Origin of the sequence: Paraburkholderia sp., assembly GCF_034668105.1 — a bacterium.
Taxonomy (GTDB): Bacteria; Pseudomonadota; Gammaproteobacteria; order Burkholderiales; family Burkholderiaceae; genus Paraburkholderia.
On the sequence record NZ_JAXDPY010000651.1, the window covers coordinates 1 to 17046 of the forward strand.

Genomic DNA, 17046 nt, shown 5'->3' on the forward strand with positions numbered 1-17046 from the left:
GGCCGCGACCGTGTGATTCAGTACGTCAAGGAGAAGTACGGCGCGGATGCCGTGTCGCAGATCGCCACCTTCGGCACGATGGCGGCGAAAGCGGCGGTGCGCGACATCGGCCGCGTGCTCGATCTCGGCTACATGTTCACGGACGGCATCGCCAAGCTGATTCCGTTCAAGCCGGGCAAACACGTCACCATCGCCGACGCGATGAAGGAAGAGCCGCTGTTGCAGGAGCGCTTCGACAACGAAGACGAAGTGCACCAGTTGCTCGAACTCGCGCAGCGCGTGGAAGGCCTCACGCGTAACGTCGGGATGCACGCCGGCGGCGTACTGATCGCGCCCGGCAAACTGACCGATTTCTGCCCGCTCTATACGCAGGGCGACGAAAGCGGCGTCGTGAGCCAGTACGACAAAGACGACGTCGAAGCCGTCGGCCTCGTGAAGTTCGACTTTTTGGGTCTGACCACGCTGACAATTCTCGATTGGGCCGAGCGCTATATTCGCCGTCTCGATCCGTCGAAGCAAGACTGGTCGCTCGCGCAGGTGCCGCTCGACGACGCGGCGTCGTTCTCGATCCTGAAGAAAGCGAACACGGTCGCCGTGTTCCAGCTGGAAAGCCGCGGCATGCAAGGCATGCTGAAAGACGCACAGCCTGACCGCTTCGAAGACATCATCGCGCTGGTCGCGTTGTACCGTCCGGGCCCAATGGATCTGATCCCGAGCTTTTGCGCGCGTAAGCACGGCCGCGAAGTGGTGGAGTATCCGGATCCGCGCGTCGAACCTGTTCTGAAAGAGACCTACGGCATCATGGTCTATCAGGAGCAGGTGATGCAGATGGCGCAGATCATCGGCGGCTACTCGCTCGGTGGCGCCGATTTACTGCGCCGCGCGATGGGTAAGAAGAAGGCCGAGGAAATGGCCGAGCACCGTGAGCTGTTCCGCCAGGGGGCCTCGAAAAACGGTCTGACCGGCGAGAAAGCGGACGAAATCTTCGACTTGATGGAGAAGTTCGCGGGCTACGGCTTCAACAAGTCGCACGCGGCAGCGTATGCACTGCTCGCGTACTACACCGCGTGGCTGAAGGCGCACCATCCGGCCGAATTCATGGCGGCGAATATGTCGCTCGCCATGGACGACACGGATAAGGTCAAGATCCTGTTCGAGGATTGCCTCACGAACAAGATGGCCGTGCTGCCGCCCGACGTCAATCTGTCCGCATACCGTTTCGAGCCGGTCGCGGAAGCGGACGGCAAGCGGTCGAAAACCATCCGCTATGGTCTCGGCGCAATCAAGGGCAGCGGCCAGAACGCGATCGAAGAAATCATCCGTGCACGTGAAGAAGGTCCGTTCATCGACATCTTCGATTTCTGCAACCGGGTCGATCGCCGGATCGTCAATCGCCGCACGGTGGAAGCCTTGATCCGCGCCGGCGCGTTCGACACGCTGCACGCGAATCGCGCGCAGCTGATCGCCTCCGTCTCGCTGGCCATGGAAGCCGCCGAACAGGCAAGCGCCAATGCGATGCAGGCGGGCCTGTTCGACATGGGCGACGCGCCGTCGCAAGGTCACGAGCTGGTCGACGAGCCGGAGTGGCCGGAGAAGAAGAAGCTGCAGGAAGAAAAGGCCGCGCTCGGCTTCTACCTGTCGGGCCACCTGTTCGACGCCTATAAAGACGAAGTGCGCCGTTTCGTGCGTCAGAAAATCGGCGAACTGAAGGAAGGGCGCGACAAGCTGGTCGCGGGTGTAATCGCGTCGCTGCGCACGCAGATGACCCAGCGCGGCAAGATGCTGATCGCGTTGCTCGACGACGGCACCGGCCAATGCGAAGTGACCGTCTTCAACGAGACATTTGAAGCGCACAAGCAGTTGTTCAAGGAAGACGAATTGCTGGTAGTGCAAGGCCAGGCGCGTAACGACGCATTTACGGGCGGCATCCGTTTCACGGTCGACACGGTGATGGATCTCGGCCGCGCACGTTGCCGTTATGCGGAAGCCGTGAAGGTGCAGATGAACGGTAACGCCGACGCATTGGCGTTGCGGCGCGTGCTCGAAGCGCATAGCGCGGGTAAAGACGAGCCACAAGCTGCGCTGGCACCGGCGGCGTCATCGCGCGGCAATGGCAATGGCGCAGGCGGTGGTCGCAACGGCGGCGGTTATGGCGGCGGTGGGCAGCGCCAGGCGGTGCAGATTCCGAACGGCCTCGCCGTGCAGGTGGTTTATCGCAGCGAGAATGCGCAAGGCGAAATGCGTCTGGGCGACGCGTGGCGCGTGAAGCCGACCGACGAACTGCTCGCGGCATTGCGCGGCGAGTTTGCCGGCAGCTCGATCGAAATCGTTTATTGATTCGGCCCGCGCTGAAAGACGCGAGCCGCGACGGGAATTTGACGTCTGGTCGGCCCGCCCCGGCCACCTCTAGCGCCGCGTCTTTTCCCCCAGCCGCGCCAGCTTCAGAAACCGGTAGTACACCGTTTCCGCGTTGAACACCGCGATCATGAAGCCCGCGCGGCCGTCGAGAAATCCGCGCCGCAGCACATAGGTCCGCACAAAGGCCCATGCGCCACGCCCGAGCGCCTTGCCGAAACTGCCACGCTTGCCTGCCGCATGACGTTGCTGCGCACCCGCGCTCGAATACGCGTCGAGCTTGCGCAATACGCCCTCGAAGTCCTCGTAGGAATAGTGCATCAGCTTGCCGGTCAGCCGCTGCGACGGGGTGTCGAACACCAGGCGCTCGTGCACGAGGTCGTCGGAGAAACGCGCAGCGCCCCGTTTGAACAGGCGCGGAATCCAGTCGGGATACCAGCCGCTGTGATGAATCCAGTGGCCGCAAAAGCTCGACAACCTGTCCACCGCGTAGACGTCGGCGGTGGGCGCCGTGAGCGCCGCGCGGATCGCCGCGGCGAGTTCCGGCGAAACGATTTCGTCGGCGTCGATCGAGAGAATCCAGCTGGTGGTGAGCGCGTCCACCGCACGGTTTTTTTGTGGGCCGAAGCCCGGCCAGTCGGTTTGCTCGAGCACGCGCGCGCCGTGTGCCCGGGCGATGTCAGCGGTCCCGTCGGTGCTGCCGCCGTCGATTACGACGATCTGATCGGCGAAGGCCACGGCCTGCAGGCATTCGGCCAGTCGCGCCGCCGCGTTTTTGGTGATGATGGCGACGCCGAGGGTGGTTTCTTGCATACCTGAATTGCGTGGAGGGTGCAGGGGGAGGGAACGAGTCGCGCAAGTATACAACCCGCCCGATCCATATCCCCGGCCGCCATCCCCAACCGTTTACAATGCATTTTTTTGATATTCCACGCGTCAGGCATTCCGCGCGGCGGTCATCCGCCCGTTGTGCGGATGCTGTTCCGCATTCTCAGAGGATTCCTTGAGCGCGAAGCCAACGTTAAGCAAACCCCTCGGTTCAGGTGAAGCATCGTCGCCCGCAGTCGTCTTTCGACGCCTGTGGCCGTATATCAAGCCGCTGATGTGGGTGGTGGTCGGCGCAATCGTCGCAATGGCCGTGAGCGCCGGCACCGACGCAGCGATTCCCGCGTTGCTCAAGCCGCTGCTGGACAAGGGCTTCGGCACGCATGCAAGCGACAACGCCAAATGGTTCGTGCCGGTCGCGGTCATCGGCCTTGCGCTGATTCGCGGCGTGTCGCAATACGCATCCGGCTATCTGCTCGCCTACGTGTCGAACAAGATCCTGCTCGAACTGCGGCTGAAGATGTTCAATCGCATGATCCACACGAGCGTGGCGTTCTTCCAGCGCGAAACCGCGAGCACGGTGATCAACGCGATCGTCTTCGAGGTGAACCAGATTCTCAACGTGCTGTTGAGCGTGATGGTCACGCTGGTGCGCGATTCGCTGACAGTCGTCTTCCTGCTTGGTTATCTGTTCTATTTGAACTGGCGCCTGACGCTGATCGTCGCGGTGCTGCTGCCGGGAATCGGCTGGCTGGTCGGCAAGATCAACCGCCGTTTGCGGCGCCTGAATCGCGAGCATCAACTGCTGACCAACGAACTGTCGTACATCGTCGAAGAGACAGTGGGTGGCTACAAGGTCGTCAAGGTGCACAACGGCGAACAGTACGAGACCGACCGCTTCACGGCGATGAGCAAGCGTCTGCGCGGCTACGCCATGCGCATGACGGTCTCCGGCGGCCTTGCGCAACCGTTGACGCAGTTCCTCTCGTCGATTGCGCTTGCGGTGGTGATCACCATCGCGGTGGTGCAGTCGTCGTCGGATCAGACCACGGTCGGCGGGTTTGTCGCCTTCGTTACGTCCATGCTGCTGATCATCTCGCCGCTCAAGCATCTGATGGACGTGAACCAGCCACTGCAGCGCGGCATGACGGCGTGCGAACTGATTTTCGGGCTGATCGACGAGCCGTCCGAACCGGAGGGCGGCGGCAAGCCGCTCGAGCGCGCCCGCGGCGAAGTAGAATTCCGCGACGTCTCGTTCACGTACGGCAGCAACGCCACGCATAACCGCCACACGCTCGACCGCGTGTCGTTCAAGGTGGCGCCGGGTGAGATGGTCGCGCTCGCGGGCCCGTCAGGCAGCGGCAAGACCACGCTCGTCAATCTGCTGCCGCGCTTTTTCGATCCGACCGGCGGCGAGATTCTGGTCGACGGCGTCGCGCTGCCGGAATATGACCTGCACGCGCTGCGCAGCCAGATCGCAATGGTGAGCCAGGACGTCGTGCTGTTCAACGACACGGTGGCCAACAACGTCGCTTATGGCCAGACGGCCGACCGTGACAAGGTCAAGGCGGCGCTGCACGCTGCCAACTTGTGGGACACCGTCGAGGCGATGCCCAACGGCATCGATACGTTGGTGGGCGACAACGGCATGATGCTGTCGGGCGGCCAACGCCAGCGTCTGGCGATTGCGCGCGCAATCTACAAAAATGCGCCGATCCTGATTCTCGACGAAGCCACTTCGGCGCTGGATTCGGAATCCGAGCGTCACGTGCAGGCCGCTCTGGAAACCTTGATGAAGGGCCGTACCACGCTCGTGATCGCACACCGTTTGTCGACCATCGAACGGGCCGACCGGATTCTGGTGATGGAAGCGGGGCGGATCGTCGAACGCGGCAGCCATCGCGAACTGCTGACGCAAAATGGGCTGTACGCCCATTTGCACCGCATCCAGTTTCAGCAGGACGCAGCCTGATCAGCCCAACTTTCCGCATGCCGCGACAACCAGCCGGATGGCGCCCCTTCCAGGCGCTTTCCGGCCGCGCCAGCTGACACAGGCTCGCGGCATTTCTCGCGAGCTTCGTCTCCTTCGCTTACAACCGCTTGTCTACCGGGGCTTTTAGCCCATTTTTGGGATGGTGTTGTGTTTTCGTCTTATTTTGTTGCACTTTTTTTACAGTAAACGCATGCTGACGACCGACGACCCTATTCCGCAGAGGAAAACCTCCTGGCGATGAATCACGACGATCCCATCAGCAAACCACTGGTTTCGATTGCGCTTGCAACCTATAACGGCCGCACTTATCTGCCCGAGCTTCTGGCTTCGCTGGAAGCGCAAAGCTGGCCGAATCTCGAGGTGGTGGTATCCGACGACGCTTCCACCGACGGCACGCCCGAACTATTGGCCGCGTACGCCGGCCGCGTGCAGGTTCGGCTGATGCCACGTGCCGAGCGGGTCGGCATTGTGCGCAATTTCGAGCGTGCGCTGGCGGGCTGCCGCGGGGAGTACGTCGCACTGGCGGATCAGGACGACGTCTGGGCGCCCGAAAAACTCTCCGACCTGATGCACGAATTGCAAGCCGTGGAAAAGGCTCGCGGCGTCGCCACACCGGCGCTGGCATTCTGCGACATCGAATTGGTGGATGCGAGGCTGTGCCGTCTGTCGAAGTCGCTCTTCGATATCACCGCCAAGTCGTGCCGCGCCGAGCGTCTGCGGGATTTTCTGCTGAGCAACCATATCCCAGGCTGCGCGATGCTGGTCAACCGCGCCGCGCTGAAGCGCGCGCTGCCGTTCCCCGCCGGTATCGTGATGCACGACTGGTGGCTGGCCATGGTGGTGGCATCGTTCGGCGAGATCCATCACGTGGCGGCGCCGCATCTGAAATATCGCCAGCACGACAGCAACGCGGTTGGCGCGAGTGCGACCAATCAGCGGTCGGCGGCCGGTGCGCGCGACGAATGCAAGCTCGCGGCGGCCGAGCGGCGCGGCGCCAGCAAACGGCGTCAGATCGAGGGCATCGCGGATCAGATTCAATTGTTCGGGCGGCGTTTCGGCGCTGAACTGCCGCTCGATGCGCGCGACGATATGAACGCGTTCTCGCGCGGCATCGAAAACTGGCGCGGCGCGCTCGAATTCGTGCTGCTCAGCCACACCGGCGAGACCTTCTTGCGGGCGATGAAGATGATGCGGCGCTTGCGCAAGAGTCTGCTGAGCTTCGGTGTCGAGGCGCAGCAGCCGTTCGCCCGGCGCTTGCGCGGGCGGCGCAGCGCCTCCTGAAGCGCCTTGCGGCCGGCGGTTTCAGCGGCCGTTTTTGCGCACGATCCGCTTGAGCCAGATGCCCGGCGCGTAGAGCGCCGGACATGTCGCATACAGAAACATGCGCATGCGTAACCCGAGCTTGACGTTGGGACTGCGCGTAAGCAGCCCGATTCGTTCTCCGGGACTGCCCGCTTCGAACATCGCGTGAATGAATTGCTCGCGCGCGAGCTTGGACGCCAGCGCCGTGCGCATGCGTTCGCCCACACCGCCGGTCTCGGCGTCGCGCTGTAACTGTGCGAGTTCCGCCAGTCCATGGCGATTGCTTTGGCGCATGCGCGCAATCAACTCATCTACCGATCGATACCGGCGTTTGCGCGACAGTCCGCCGCGCCGGTAGCGCACCAGCGGTTCGCGCAGACTCGCGGCGCCGCCCGACAGGATCGCGCGCAACACCATGATCTGATCTTCCGCGGCGGCGCCCGGCAGCATGGGGCCGAAGCGCTCGAACAACCGGCGCGACCATGTATGCGCGGCGCCGATGAGCCACGGGCGGCCGGCGAGCCAGTCGTCGAAACTGCGATAGGTGTCGAGTTCGGTCGGCGACATGCGTTCGTGGACGTTGCCGGCTTCGTCCATGTCCGCGAGGTCGGTGGCGATCAGATCCGGGCGGCGATCATGGGCGAGCCAGAAATCGACCACCCGCTCACAGCGGTTCGGCACGGACATGTCGTCGCCCGCGGCCACGAACAGCAGTTCGCCGTCAGCCAGTTGCGCGATTTGCGATAGATGCGCGCTGATGCCCCGGTTGGCCGCGTTGCGGCGTGCGATCACTTTGTGTGGGCCGCTGTAGCCGGCGATCGCGGCTTTGATCGCGGCGAACGTGGCGTCGCTGGAGGCGTCGTCCGAGATGATGATTTCGAGCGGCGTATAGGTTTGCGCGAGGGCGCTCCGCACGGCGTCGGCGATCTGCTTTTCCTGGTTGTAGGCGATCAGCAGGATCGATACGAGCGGGCGGTCAGTGTCTGACGCTGCGGATTCGGGGCTGGTCGACGGGCTAGCGGTCATGGAATAGGGTCGGGTGCGGTTGCGCTAGATTCTAATCGGTGACGGGTGGGCAACGTCATGTAGCCCGCCAGGCCCATCCTTTACAATTGCCGCTGCCCTGAAAACCAGTCCGCACGGTCCTCTACCGCGCGGGCGCTTCACAGAGAACCGATCCTTGTCCGATCCGACCCGGCGTCCTGTCACCGACATCGCCCTGACCGCCCAGGCGCTGAAAAACAGTGGTGGCGCCGAACGCTACACGCGCGACGTGATTGCCGGCTTGCATCGAATGGGCCTGCGTCCCACGTTGTTCGCCCGTGAGATCGACCGCGCGCTGCCTGAGGCGGCGTGGGTCGACGCCCAGCCGCTCAATGTCCGCTGGGCGCCGCGCAAGCTTCGCAATCTCGCGTTCGACTGGCGCCTCAAGCAACGGCTGAAACGGCACCGTCCGGCGTGCGTTTTCTCGATCAATCACTCCACGCATGCCGACGTCGCGTTGTGCGGCGGCACGCATCCGGGTTCGCTCGAAGCCGCCGGCCGCACCGCGCGCCGTAGCGACCAATGGCAAATCGATATGGAGCGGCGCGTCTATTCACAGGCGCGTACGATCGTCGCGCATTCGCAACTGATGAGCCGCGAGTTGCAACGTTTTTACGGCGTGCCGGCCGAGCGCATCGACGTCCTCTATCCCCCCGTGGACACCGCGCGTTTTCAGCCGCTGAACGACGCAGAGCGAGCCGCGGTGCGCCGCCAGTTCGGTCTGCCCGAGGACCGCGTGATTTTCGTGTTTTCGTCGACCAGTCACGAACGCAAAGGCTACCCTTTGCTGGAAGCGTTTTTTGCCCAAACCACGCTGCCGGTTTGCCTTGTGGTGGCCGGCCGGCCGGTACCGAAAACCAGCGACACGATTCGCTATGTCGGGTACTGCAAGGAGATCGAAAAACTGTTCGCCGCAGCCGACTTTACCGTGGTGGCGTCGGCATACGAGCCGTTCGGTCTGGTGGGTGTGGAGTCGGTGATGTGCGGCACGCCGCTGGTGATCGCCGACAACGTCGGATCGGCGGAGACCGTGACCGGGGCGGCGAAGATCGAGTTTTCGCGGCAGTCGGCGGGGAGCTTCGAGCGCGCCATTCAGGCCGCGATGGCGCGTGTGCGGGACGGCGACGCACGTATTGCCGAGCCGCTGAAGAGTCTGGTCTACAACCCGAGCGTCGACGCTCACGTCGCCGCGCTCTACGAACGGTTTACGCGCTCAGGCCTGTAGTGGTTTGACGGGCGGCGCGTGTCGCTGCCGGTTGCGCCGTCGCCAATTCGCGCTTGCGCGAATCGATCACCGCGAGAAACGTAGCGACTAGCAGCGCGAGCAGCACGGTGACCATGATCGGCACGAGAACGTCGATGGTCAGTCCGAAAATCACCGTGCTGGTGGCAACCGCCAACCCCGCATAGGACGCCGCGCGAATCGCCGGATCGCTCGACAGCCGGTGACGCCAGAAGTACACGGAGATGCCGTAGTAGAACAACAGCAGACATATCACGCCGATTGCGCCCATCTCGGCAAGCGTCGAGAAAAAGTCGCTATGGGCGCGCTCGTTGACGATCTCGGTCTTCACTTCGCCACGCTTCGCGAGCAGTCCCAGTTCGTCCACCAGACGCCCCTTGCCGACGCCGAACACCGGATGATGCGTAAAGATCAGGCCGGACGCATTCCACAACTGAAAGCGCAGGCCGACCGATGTGTAGTCTTCGCCCTGATGCATCATCGACACGTCGTTGGTCACTTCGCCGAGACGCTTCTGAATTCGTTCGGTCGACAGCAGCGCACCCGCGGCGATCACGATCGCCAGCGTCGTGATCAGGAGACGCTTCTTGTGCGTGTACCACTGATACTGCATGCCGAGCAGCACGACGAACACGGGCACGGCCAGCCAGCCGCCGCGGCTGCCCGACAGATAGGACGCGTAGCCGCCGCCCACCAGCGCCAGCAACCGTAGCCCGAAGACGAATCCGTTACGCGGCTTGTCCCAGCCCAACGTGAAAACCGACAGAAAACCGAGCAGCAGCGCGGTGTCGCCGAACGGTATCGCATTCGTATAGGAATTATTCAGACGATTCGCATCCGTCCAGCCGCCAGGGGGTTGATCCATGAGCGCCCAGGCGCCGACTGCCAACGCGCCGGCGGCACACCCCCAGCCGATCACGCGCAGATGCCTGGACGGCAACTGCCGCAGCAGCAGAAAGACCGGCAGGGCAAGCACGAAGCGCGACAATGCGTCGAATTGACGTGGCAGCCAGTAGCCGAACAGCGCCTGCTGGACGGCGATGGCTACGACGAATGCCAGCATGCCGATCGTGAACCAGCGGTAAGTGCGCAGGCCGGAGAAATAGCCCGGCATGCGCCGGTTGGCCACGGCGGCGCCGAGCGCCAGCGCGAGAATTGCAAAGAAGCAGTAGCCCGTGCCGCCGCGCCACACGAGATTGACCGCGGGCGCGAAAAACAGCAGGGCTGTGCTGAGCCAGACCAGACTGGGAGCAAAAATCATAGGGCAACAATATGTAAGAACACTACCGTTCCGGTGGTGGAATTGCTATGGCCGGACCCTTGGGTGCATTTTTAAGACGGTAGAGCGATCGCGATTATAACCGTGCGATCCCTTGCGGAATGCTTGCTGAAGCACACAGTCAGTCACGCGTCGACGGAGGTGCCGCAACCGCTGTCGCGTTGCACGGAAGGTCTTGCTCAAAGACGGCCATCATGGCTGGCGGACCAGGTATTTGTCGTATGAGCGGGTGGCGGCGGTACAATCCCCGGCGAAACAGATGGGCGATGCTGTCTGGTTGTCTGGGCGGCCGCGGGTTTCCAAGGCGTCCGCAGGCATTCATGCCGACGGCGGCCGACAGCGATTCTTCAACGCCGCACCCGGTGATATTGCCGGCACGGTGGCCATTTAATTGCACTGCACCACACCGGATTGCCAATGCGGAGTTGCACCGCGCTCGCGCCGACAGCAAGCTCAACGGACCGAATCGATGTTCACAATCATCATCCCGACCTGGAATAATCTGCCTTACCTGCAGCTCGTGATCGAGAGCTTGCGGCGTCATTCCACGCACGCGCATCAGATCATCGTGCACGTGAACGACGGCTCGGACGGCACCCTGGACTGGGTGCGCGGCGAGGGTATCGAACATACCGCGTCGCCCGGCAATATCGGCATCTGTCATGCGGTCAATATCGCGGCGGCGCGCGCCACGCAGGACTACATCGTCTACATGAACGACGACATGTACTGCTGCCCCGGCTGGGACGACGCGCTCGTCAAGCGTCTTGCGCAGATGCCGGCCGACAATCTGTTCATGCTGTCCGGCACGATGGTCGAGCCGGTCGACTCCGGCAATCCGTGCGTCGTCGTGCAGAACTTCGGCCGCGATGTGAAAAGTTTCCGCGCCGACGAACTGGTGGCCGCCACGCCGAAACTCGTGCGCGCCGACTGGCGCGGCGCCACATGGCCGCCCACGCTCGTGCATCGCGACTGGTGGTACAAGCTGGGCGGCTATAGCAGCGAATTGAGCCCCGGCATGAGCAGCGACAACGACTTCTCGATGAAGCTCTGGGACGCCGGTTGCCGGGTGTTTCTCGGCGTCGGCGACAGCCTCGTTTATCACTTCCAGCAGAAGAGCACCGGCAAGGTCGTCAAGAACGATGGGCGCCGCCAGTTCCTGAACAAGTGGGGCATGACGCAAGCCACTTTCGATCGTTATTTTCTGCGCCGCGGCACGGCGGTGGAAGGCGGCCAGGCGGTCAGCGAACCTGAACGGACCGGCCGCTTGCGCCGCGCGCTGCTCAAGTCGCGCATCAAGCGGGCGTTCGGTTAAGGGCATGGGCGCAGGCGCGCGCTTTTGCGTACTCTTTGCGTACGTTACACGCCGCCCGTCACCAGCGGCAGCACCGTCAGATCCGGGTGCGTGCCTTCGACGATGCTGCGCCCCACGTGCACCCCTTCGTAGAGCGCTTCATCCTTGCCCGTGAAGCTCTCCTCGCCGTCCGCATGGAACGGCACCGCATGCCCGGGAATGGTCGGGTCGGCGCCTGGATGACACACGTAGCCGACATACGTGTAGCGGTTATCCTGCACGGCTGACGGCCTCGTTTCGTCGGGCGGGTTTTTCAGGAACGGCGCCACGTGAATTTCGAAGCCCTCGTACTCCACCATCTGCCAGGGTGCGGTTTCATCGGCCATGGCCGCCTCCGTCCAAGTCGCGTGTTTCTTGGAAAGTCTAGGTGATTTGAACGTAAAGCGCGCCCCAGGACTAATGCGGCTAAACCACTACGGCTTGATCGCCCCGAACTGTTCGAGCGGCGTCAGCTTGAATCGGTCTGTTGCTAGAAAGGTTTCGGGTTTTATCTGAACACGGCTGTTGCGAAGGCACCGCTTCGGCGCCGCGAGCACTCAGGCATCTGACGACGTCATCTTCGCCGGGTCATATAGAATGACGCGCTTTGCCCGTACAAGACCCCGCCCATGTGGTTCAAAAACCTCCAGTTGCACCGCCTTCCCGCTCCGTGGTCCGTCACCCCTGAACAGATGGAGAAATGGCTCGCGCCGCACGCGTTCGCGCCCGGCAACAGCGTCGAGATGCAAAGCCACGGTTGGGCGTCGCCGCGCGACAACGACTCGCTGGTGTATTCGCTCAACGCTCAGATGCTGCTGGTGTTCCGCACCGAAAAGAAGCTGCTGCCGGCTTCGGTCGTCACGCAATTCACCAAGGCACGCGCGCTCGAACTCGAAGAACAACAGGGCTTCAAACCCGGCCGCAAGCAGATGCGGGAGATCAAGGAGCAGGTCACCGACGACCTGCTGCCGCGCGCCTTCAGCATTCGCCGCGATACGCGGGTGTGGATCGATACCAGGAACGGCTGGCTCGTGATCGATGCGGGCTCGCAAGCGGTCGCCGACGAAGTGCGCGGTCTGCTGGTGAAGTCGATCGATCAATTGCCGCTCGGCACCGTGCGCGTCACGCAGTCGCCGGTTGCGGCGATGACTGAATGGCTGCTTTCCGGCGAAGGTCCGGCGGGCTTCACACTCGACCAGGACACCGAACTGCGCTCGCCGACCGAAGGCAACGCGACGGTGCGCTATGTCGGACATACTTTGGATGCCGAAGATATGCGCCGTCATATCGAAGCCGGCAAGCAATGCATGCGTCTGGCGATGACGTGGAACGACCGCGTGTCGTTCGTGCTGACGCCCTCGCTCACGATCAAGCGGATCGCGCCGCTCGATGTCCTCAAGGAAGCGAGCGACCCGACCGCGCAGAACGACGATGAGCGCTTCGATTCCGATCTCACGCTGATGACTGCGGAACTCGATCGCATGCTGAACGATCTGCTCGACGCGCTGGGCGGCGAGCAGGGCGAGGCGATGCCGCAAGCCGCGGCTGCCTGAGTCGAGCAAAGCGCGTCGATATATATGCTGCCGCAACGAAGCGGCTTGCATAGGGCCGGAATCTCGCAGGACGCCCAGGCCCTTCCTGAACGCATCGACAGGCGCGGACACAGTCTCGTGCCCGCGCGCGTCCCCAGCTCCGTGAATATGGTTAAGATTACGACCTGAAAGGCGCATCATTCACCGGGGGCTCGCGATGGTTCGACTGGTCATGATTCTGCTGGGTGTCGATTATCTGCGCACGCGCTGGCGCTCGTTGCAACGGATCGGCTGGGCGAGCCTGGCGCTAGGCGTGGTCGTGTTCATCGACGCGCTCGACAGCGCGCTCTATTTTCCGATCACACTGTTTGCATCGTTGCTGCTGCTCGAAGGGCTCGCCACGCTGGCGGTCGCCTGGACCGGCATGGGCGGCCAACGCGTGCTGCGCTATGTGAAGGGCCTCGCATTCTGCTTCGCGGCGGCGCTGATCCTCGTTGGCCATCATCACGGCAACTTCATTCTGTCGATGATCTTCGGCACGCTCTTTCTGGCCGACGGCCTGTTGCAGATCGTCTCGGCGAAGGTCGTTCGCTATCGCACATGGCGGCTCGCGATGATCGGCGGCGGCGTTGAAATCGCGCTGGCGGTTTTCTTCTATCAGCCGTATCCAACGCACTATGTGGGCACGGTGCCGTATTGTCTCGGCCTTGGGCTGATATTCGGCGGCTGGAACATGATCTTGCTGAGCACGCGTGTGCGGCGTCTTGCGTCGAATCCCGCGGTCGCTTCGGCTGATGCAAGCGCGAACGCCGCAAGCGGGGACGCCGCACGCGCGGATGCCGCCAGTTCCGCGGCGAGCGCGGTGGCGCCTGGGCGGTTGGGCGCCGTCGAGTGGGACGGGCCGCCCGCCGCCGATGAAGACGCATTGACCGTCCATGTGTGGACGCCGGTCGGTTCGGCAAAGGGCGAGGCGCGGCGGCAGCTGATCGTCGACCGCTATATCGCGGCGGTGGATCGCAACGGCGTGATCTCAACCGGCCACGCCGCGCTCGAATCGCCTGAAGGCATCTATATCAGCTTGTATCCGGGCGTCGAGATCGATCGTTCGCCTGACGATTTCGCGCGGCTCCTGCGCGCGACGCGCGAGAACGACGTGCCCGGCCTGTTCCAGCCCGATTACCCGACCGAATCGAAAGCATGGTGTCCGTCGACGGTTCAGGTGCGCATACGCAATTACGACCCGGCGCGCCTGCGCCGCTTCTGGGACACCTATCGTCAGGACACGACCTACAACCTCACGTATCGCAATTGTTCGAGCAGCGTCTCGCGCGCACTGGAAGCGGCGATCGAAGGGGCGTCGGCGCGCGTGTGGGGCGAGCTTGGCGGCTGGCGGCCATTTTTGCGAGTGATTACGACGCCGGAATTGTGGGTGGCCGCGCAATTGCGCAAACGCGCCGCGACGATGGCGTGGACGCCCGGCCTCACGCTCGACTATGCCCGCGCGCTCAGCATGCTCGCCGACCCGCGTCCGTCGGGCTGGGTGAAGATGGCGCGCCTCGCTTTACGCAGAATGCTGCGTTCACGGCAGCAATGGCGCGAGGAAGCGCGCACGGCCTCACACGACACCGCGAGCGGACCTGCCGCGGGCGCGGTGCGTGATTGATCGGCTGATAGGCCGCGATCCGCGTGCGATACCTCGGGACCAAGGGCTCGGCCTGCGTCCGCACCACATCATGACCATTACACGGCACTGATCCTCGCCAGAGGCAGATGCGCCGCATTTTCTTCAAGAGTTGTCACAACTCGTCTATCCCAAATTAATTCCGTTGACCTGACGATTTTTAGCTGGTCAATTAGCAGGTTGACAGTTGACGCTGCGTCGCTGCGAATGAGTGGGGGAGACTATGAAAAATCACCTTGATAACCACACGGGGATCTACCGGAAACCCGAGCGCACCGTCGAAATAAGCGGCGCCGCACTCCCCCGCTGGACACCGCCAGAAAACTGCCGCTGCCGGAAGATAGTGGCCCCGGCATCCCTGTCCGCTCAAGCTGCCGCACGGGCGGACGCTGAGCCGGGATCACGACGGATCGGGGTGAGACGGTGCCGGTATTTACGTCTTCCGCGCAACCCGTCCAGTGCACGTGGCTGATTCACGCAAGACACTGCAAACCGAGGCAGGGTATCCGGTCGGCGGGGGCGCGGATATTTTTTCAGATCATGTGGATAGTTGAGAGGATGGCTGAACATGGCAACACCGGTAGCACCCTTTGATTCGACTGTAACCGTCAAGGAAGAAACCCCAAAATATGCCCGGTTGCCCGATCAGGGCATGGGCTATCTGGAAGAGAAAATCCGCTCGGCGCTGTGGAGGCCTGACATCAGCCTGCGGGTGCAGAAAAGCGATGGGCTGGTGGGCGTCAGTCTGCTCAAGCAGCTCGCGATGAGTGCCGAAATCCGGTGGGATGAAGAAGATAAGGATTACTACTTCAGATACAAGGCGGAAGTGTCGTTCGATATGCGGCCGTTTAGCGCTCAAGAAGAACCGCCCATACCATTTCTCAGCACATCGGACGGCACCGATGATGCAGGGCGACGCCACACCTTCAATCCGTTTCCCCTGCGAGGGGCGGTAAAGGGTGATATGCGCCGCCCGGATATCATCATCGTGGATAACGCGGCCAACCGGTGGCCGGGGCGGGGCACAATCGATCAGGATGGACGGACCCAGACGCCGAACCTGCTGCGGTTGGTCGAGGTCAAGTTTCCTGGAGACGATTGGGGCAAAGGGCAGGAAGAAGATTATTTGGCCATTGCGGGTCACATCAAGCACATGACCGTGCTGAATGTGGAAGGCGGCAATCAGCGTTCGAAGGAGCTGGCCGAATCCGCTGTCGAGGCGGCATTTCTGGGCTGGCTCGCGGGCAAGAGGCGCCTGCGGGCACGCATTCGCGCAAGAAAGCCGATTCCGCAACCGGCATGGTTCGAAGCCTGGAGCGCGCTGGAAACAGCGGCTGATTCGTCTGAGAACAGGGTCGCTGCCCTATGGGATACCACCAGGCAGGGGGTGCGCCAACTTTCTGACGAAACCCAGACGTGGCTGTACGAGAGCGCGGGCTGGCTGTTCGAGAAGGGCCGATGGGTCGCTGATATGTCGGGTCAGACGTGGCGCTACGTTGATGAAAAAAGCCACGCGCTCTGGCGTTACACGACGGCGGAGCTTCTGAAAGGCTGGCAACAGATCCGTAGACAGACTGATCTCGTGGCAGCGCAGCTCAAACAGATCGACTGGGGGCATGTCCTGATTACCGCCGTCGGGGGCGTAGCAACTGTTGTGCTGCTGGTTGCCGGAGTGGCGGTTGTCGTGGTGCTGGCCGAGGTGCTGGTCGGCATGCTGGCTGCGCTGGTGGCGATCGCAGCAACGGCAGGCGGGGCCGTACTGCTTGCCGAGCTCGCCTAGCCTTTGATCCTGAACTTAACGACTTACAAACGGATTGAATGATGAGTACTAGTGCATCATCAAAACCGGTGCTGACACCGGAAGAAGCCCTGAAGCGCTATCGTGAAGAACTGTGTCTGCACGACAGGCAGGGACGGCTCGTGGTACTGCCCGGTGTGATCGGCACGGTGTTTTTCCGCGGCGGTTCGGCGCTGGAAGTGCGCAAGAGCATCCTGGCCTGCTTTGACCGCTTCGCGGAACTCTTTGGCGAATACCTGAAGGGCGGAAGGGGACCGGAGGGAACGGGCAACTTTGGCCGCAGGATGCGTCCAGGAGTCGAGGCGATCCGTCGCGCCATTGTCGAGACGCCGCCTTATGAAAAACTGGAAGCCGTGCGATCCAGCGAGGCCGATCCGGACGCCGCAGCAGCTTATCAAATTGAAACATTAACCAGTCGTGCATTGGCACAGGACTACCGGATGCCTGGCAGCAGTCTCGTTCACAAGAAGGGAACCGACCGGGGCATGTCCTATCTGAAATTCTGGATGCCAATGGACTTTATCGCCACCCAGCAAGGCGTCAAGCAGTACGAGGCATTCCTGACGTTCGTCTGCAGGCAGCTTCCGGTCTGTGGCGGCTATGGTGGCCTGTCGGCCATCCTGCCATGCAACTTCCATCCTCACCTGTCGCAGGAATGGGT

Annotated in this window: 14 protein-coding genes; 10 read left to right on the forward strand and 4 right to left on the reverse strand. The window is 62.6% G+C overall.

What is annotated here, in order from left to right; translation table 11 throughout:
• On the forward strand, positions 1-2337 hold a 2337-nt coding region (dnaE, locus tag QOC89_RS28720), incomplete at its 5' end, for a DNA polymerase III subunit alpha (RefSeq protein ID WP_323048131.1).
• Positions 2338-2406: 69 nt separating this feature from the next.
• Here the strand turns inward: dnaE and QOC89_RS28725 are convergent.
• Positions 2407-3168: a glycosyltransferase family 2 protein gene (locus tag QOC89_RS28725; RefSeq protein WP_323048132.1), complete on the reverse strand. Its 762-nt coding sequence runs from the start codon at positions 3166-3168 to the stop codon at positions 2407-2409.
• A gap of 190 nt (positions 3169-3358) precedes the next feature.
• Here QOC89_RS28725 and msbA point away from each other — a divergent pair, with 190 nt between their 5' ends.
• On the forward strand, positions 3359-5152 hold the full coding sequence (gene msbA, locus QOC89_RS28730; RefSeq protein WP_323048133.1) for a lipid A export permease/ATP-binding protein MsbA: 1794 nt from the start codon (positions 3359-3361) through the stop codon (positions 5150-5152).
• A gap of 258 nt (positions 5153-5410) precedes the next feature.
• A complete protein-coding gene (locus QOC89_RS28735) occupies positions 5411-6454 on the forward strand; it encodes a glycosyltransferase family 2 protein (protein WP_323048134.1) in 1044 nt (347 codons plus the stop codon).
• 21 nt (positions 6455-6475) lie between these two features.
• Here QOC89_RS28735 and QOC89_RS28740 read toward each other — a convergent pair whose 3' ends face one another.
• On the reverse strand, positions 6476-7501 hold the full coding sequence (locus QOC89_RS28740; RefSeq protein ID WP_323048135.1) for a glycosyltransferase: 1026 nt from the start codon (positions 7499-7501) through the stop codon (positions 6476-6478).
• A 154-nt stretch (positions 7502-7655) separates the two neighbouring features.
• Between QOC89_RS28740 and QOC89_RS28745 the strand changes: the two genes are divergently transcribed.
• Complete coding sequence (locus QOC89_RS28745) at positions 7656-8744, forward strand: glycosyltransferase family 4 protein (RefSeq protein ID WP_323048136.1); 1089 nt, start codon at positions 7656-7658, stop codon at positions 8742-8744.
• Here the strand turns inward: QOC89_RS28745 and QOC89_RS28750 are convergent.
• Complete coding sequence (locus QOC89_RS28750) at positions 8725-10023, reverse strand: O-antigen ligase family protein (protein ID WP_323048137.1); 1299 nt, start codon at positions 10021-10023, stop codon at positions 8725-8727. The two genes, QOC89_RS28745 and QOC89_RS28750, sit on opposite strands and share 20 nt — an antisense overlap.
• 193 nt (positions 10024-10216) lie before the next feature.
• Here QOC89_RS28750 and QOC89_RS28755 point away from each other — a divergent pair, with 193 nt between their 5' ends.
• Positions 10217-10432 (forward strand): hypothetical protein, encoded by a 216-nt coding sequence (locus QOC89_RS28755; protein WP_323048138.1) that lies wholly within the window; start codon positions 10217-10219, stop codon positions 10430-10432.
• Between the two features lie 78 nt (positions 10433-10510).
• The gene (locus tag QOC89_RS28760; protein ID WP_323048139.1) at positions 10511-11356 is read left to right on the forward strand and encodes a glycosyltransferase family 2 protein; all 846 of its coding nucleotides are present in this window, start codon (positions 10511-10513) and stop codon (positions 11354-11356) included.
• Between the two features lie 44 nt (positions 11357-11400).
• Here the strand turns inward: QOC89_RS28760 and QOC89_RS28765 are convergent, their stop codons facing one another.
• Positions 11401-11721, reverse strand: coding sequence for a hypothetical protein (locus tag QOC89_RS28765; protein WP_323048140.1), 321 nt, complete (start codon positions 11719-11721; stop codon positions 11401-11403).
• 282 nt (positions 11722-12003) lie between these two features.
• Between QOC89_RS28765 and QOC89_RS28770 the strand changes: the two genes are divergently transcribed.
• From QOC89_RS28770 to QOC89_RS28785, 4 genes are all read left to right on the forward strand, one after another.
• The gene (locus QOC89_RS28770) at positions 12004-12927 is read left to right on the forward strand and encodes a recombination-associated protein RdgC (RefSeq protein ID WP_323048141.1); all 924 of its coding nucleotides are present in this window, start codon (positions 12004-12006) and stop codon (positions 12925-12927) included.
• Positions 12928-13123: 196 nt separating this feature from the next.
• The gene (locus tag QOC89_RS28775; protein WP_323048142.1) at positions 13124-14569 is read left to right on the forward strand and encodes a DUF308 domain-containing protein; all 1446 of its coding nucleotides are present in this window, start codon (positions 13124-13126) and stop codon (positions 14567-14569) included.
• Between the two features lie 586 nt (positions 14570-15155).
• Complete coding sequence (locus QOC89_RS28780; protein WP_323048143.1) at positions 15156-16367, forward strand: VRR-NUC domain-containing protein; 1212 nt, start codon at positions 15156-15158, stop codon at positions 16365-16367.
• A 41-nt stretch (positions 16368-16408) separates the two neighbouring features.
• A partial coding sequence (locus QOC89_RS28785) for a type VI immunity family protein (RefSeq protein WP_323048144.1) occupies positions 16409-17046 on the forward strand: 638 nt, incomplete at its 3' end.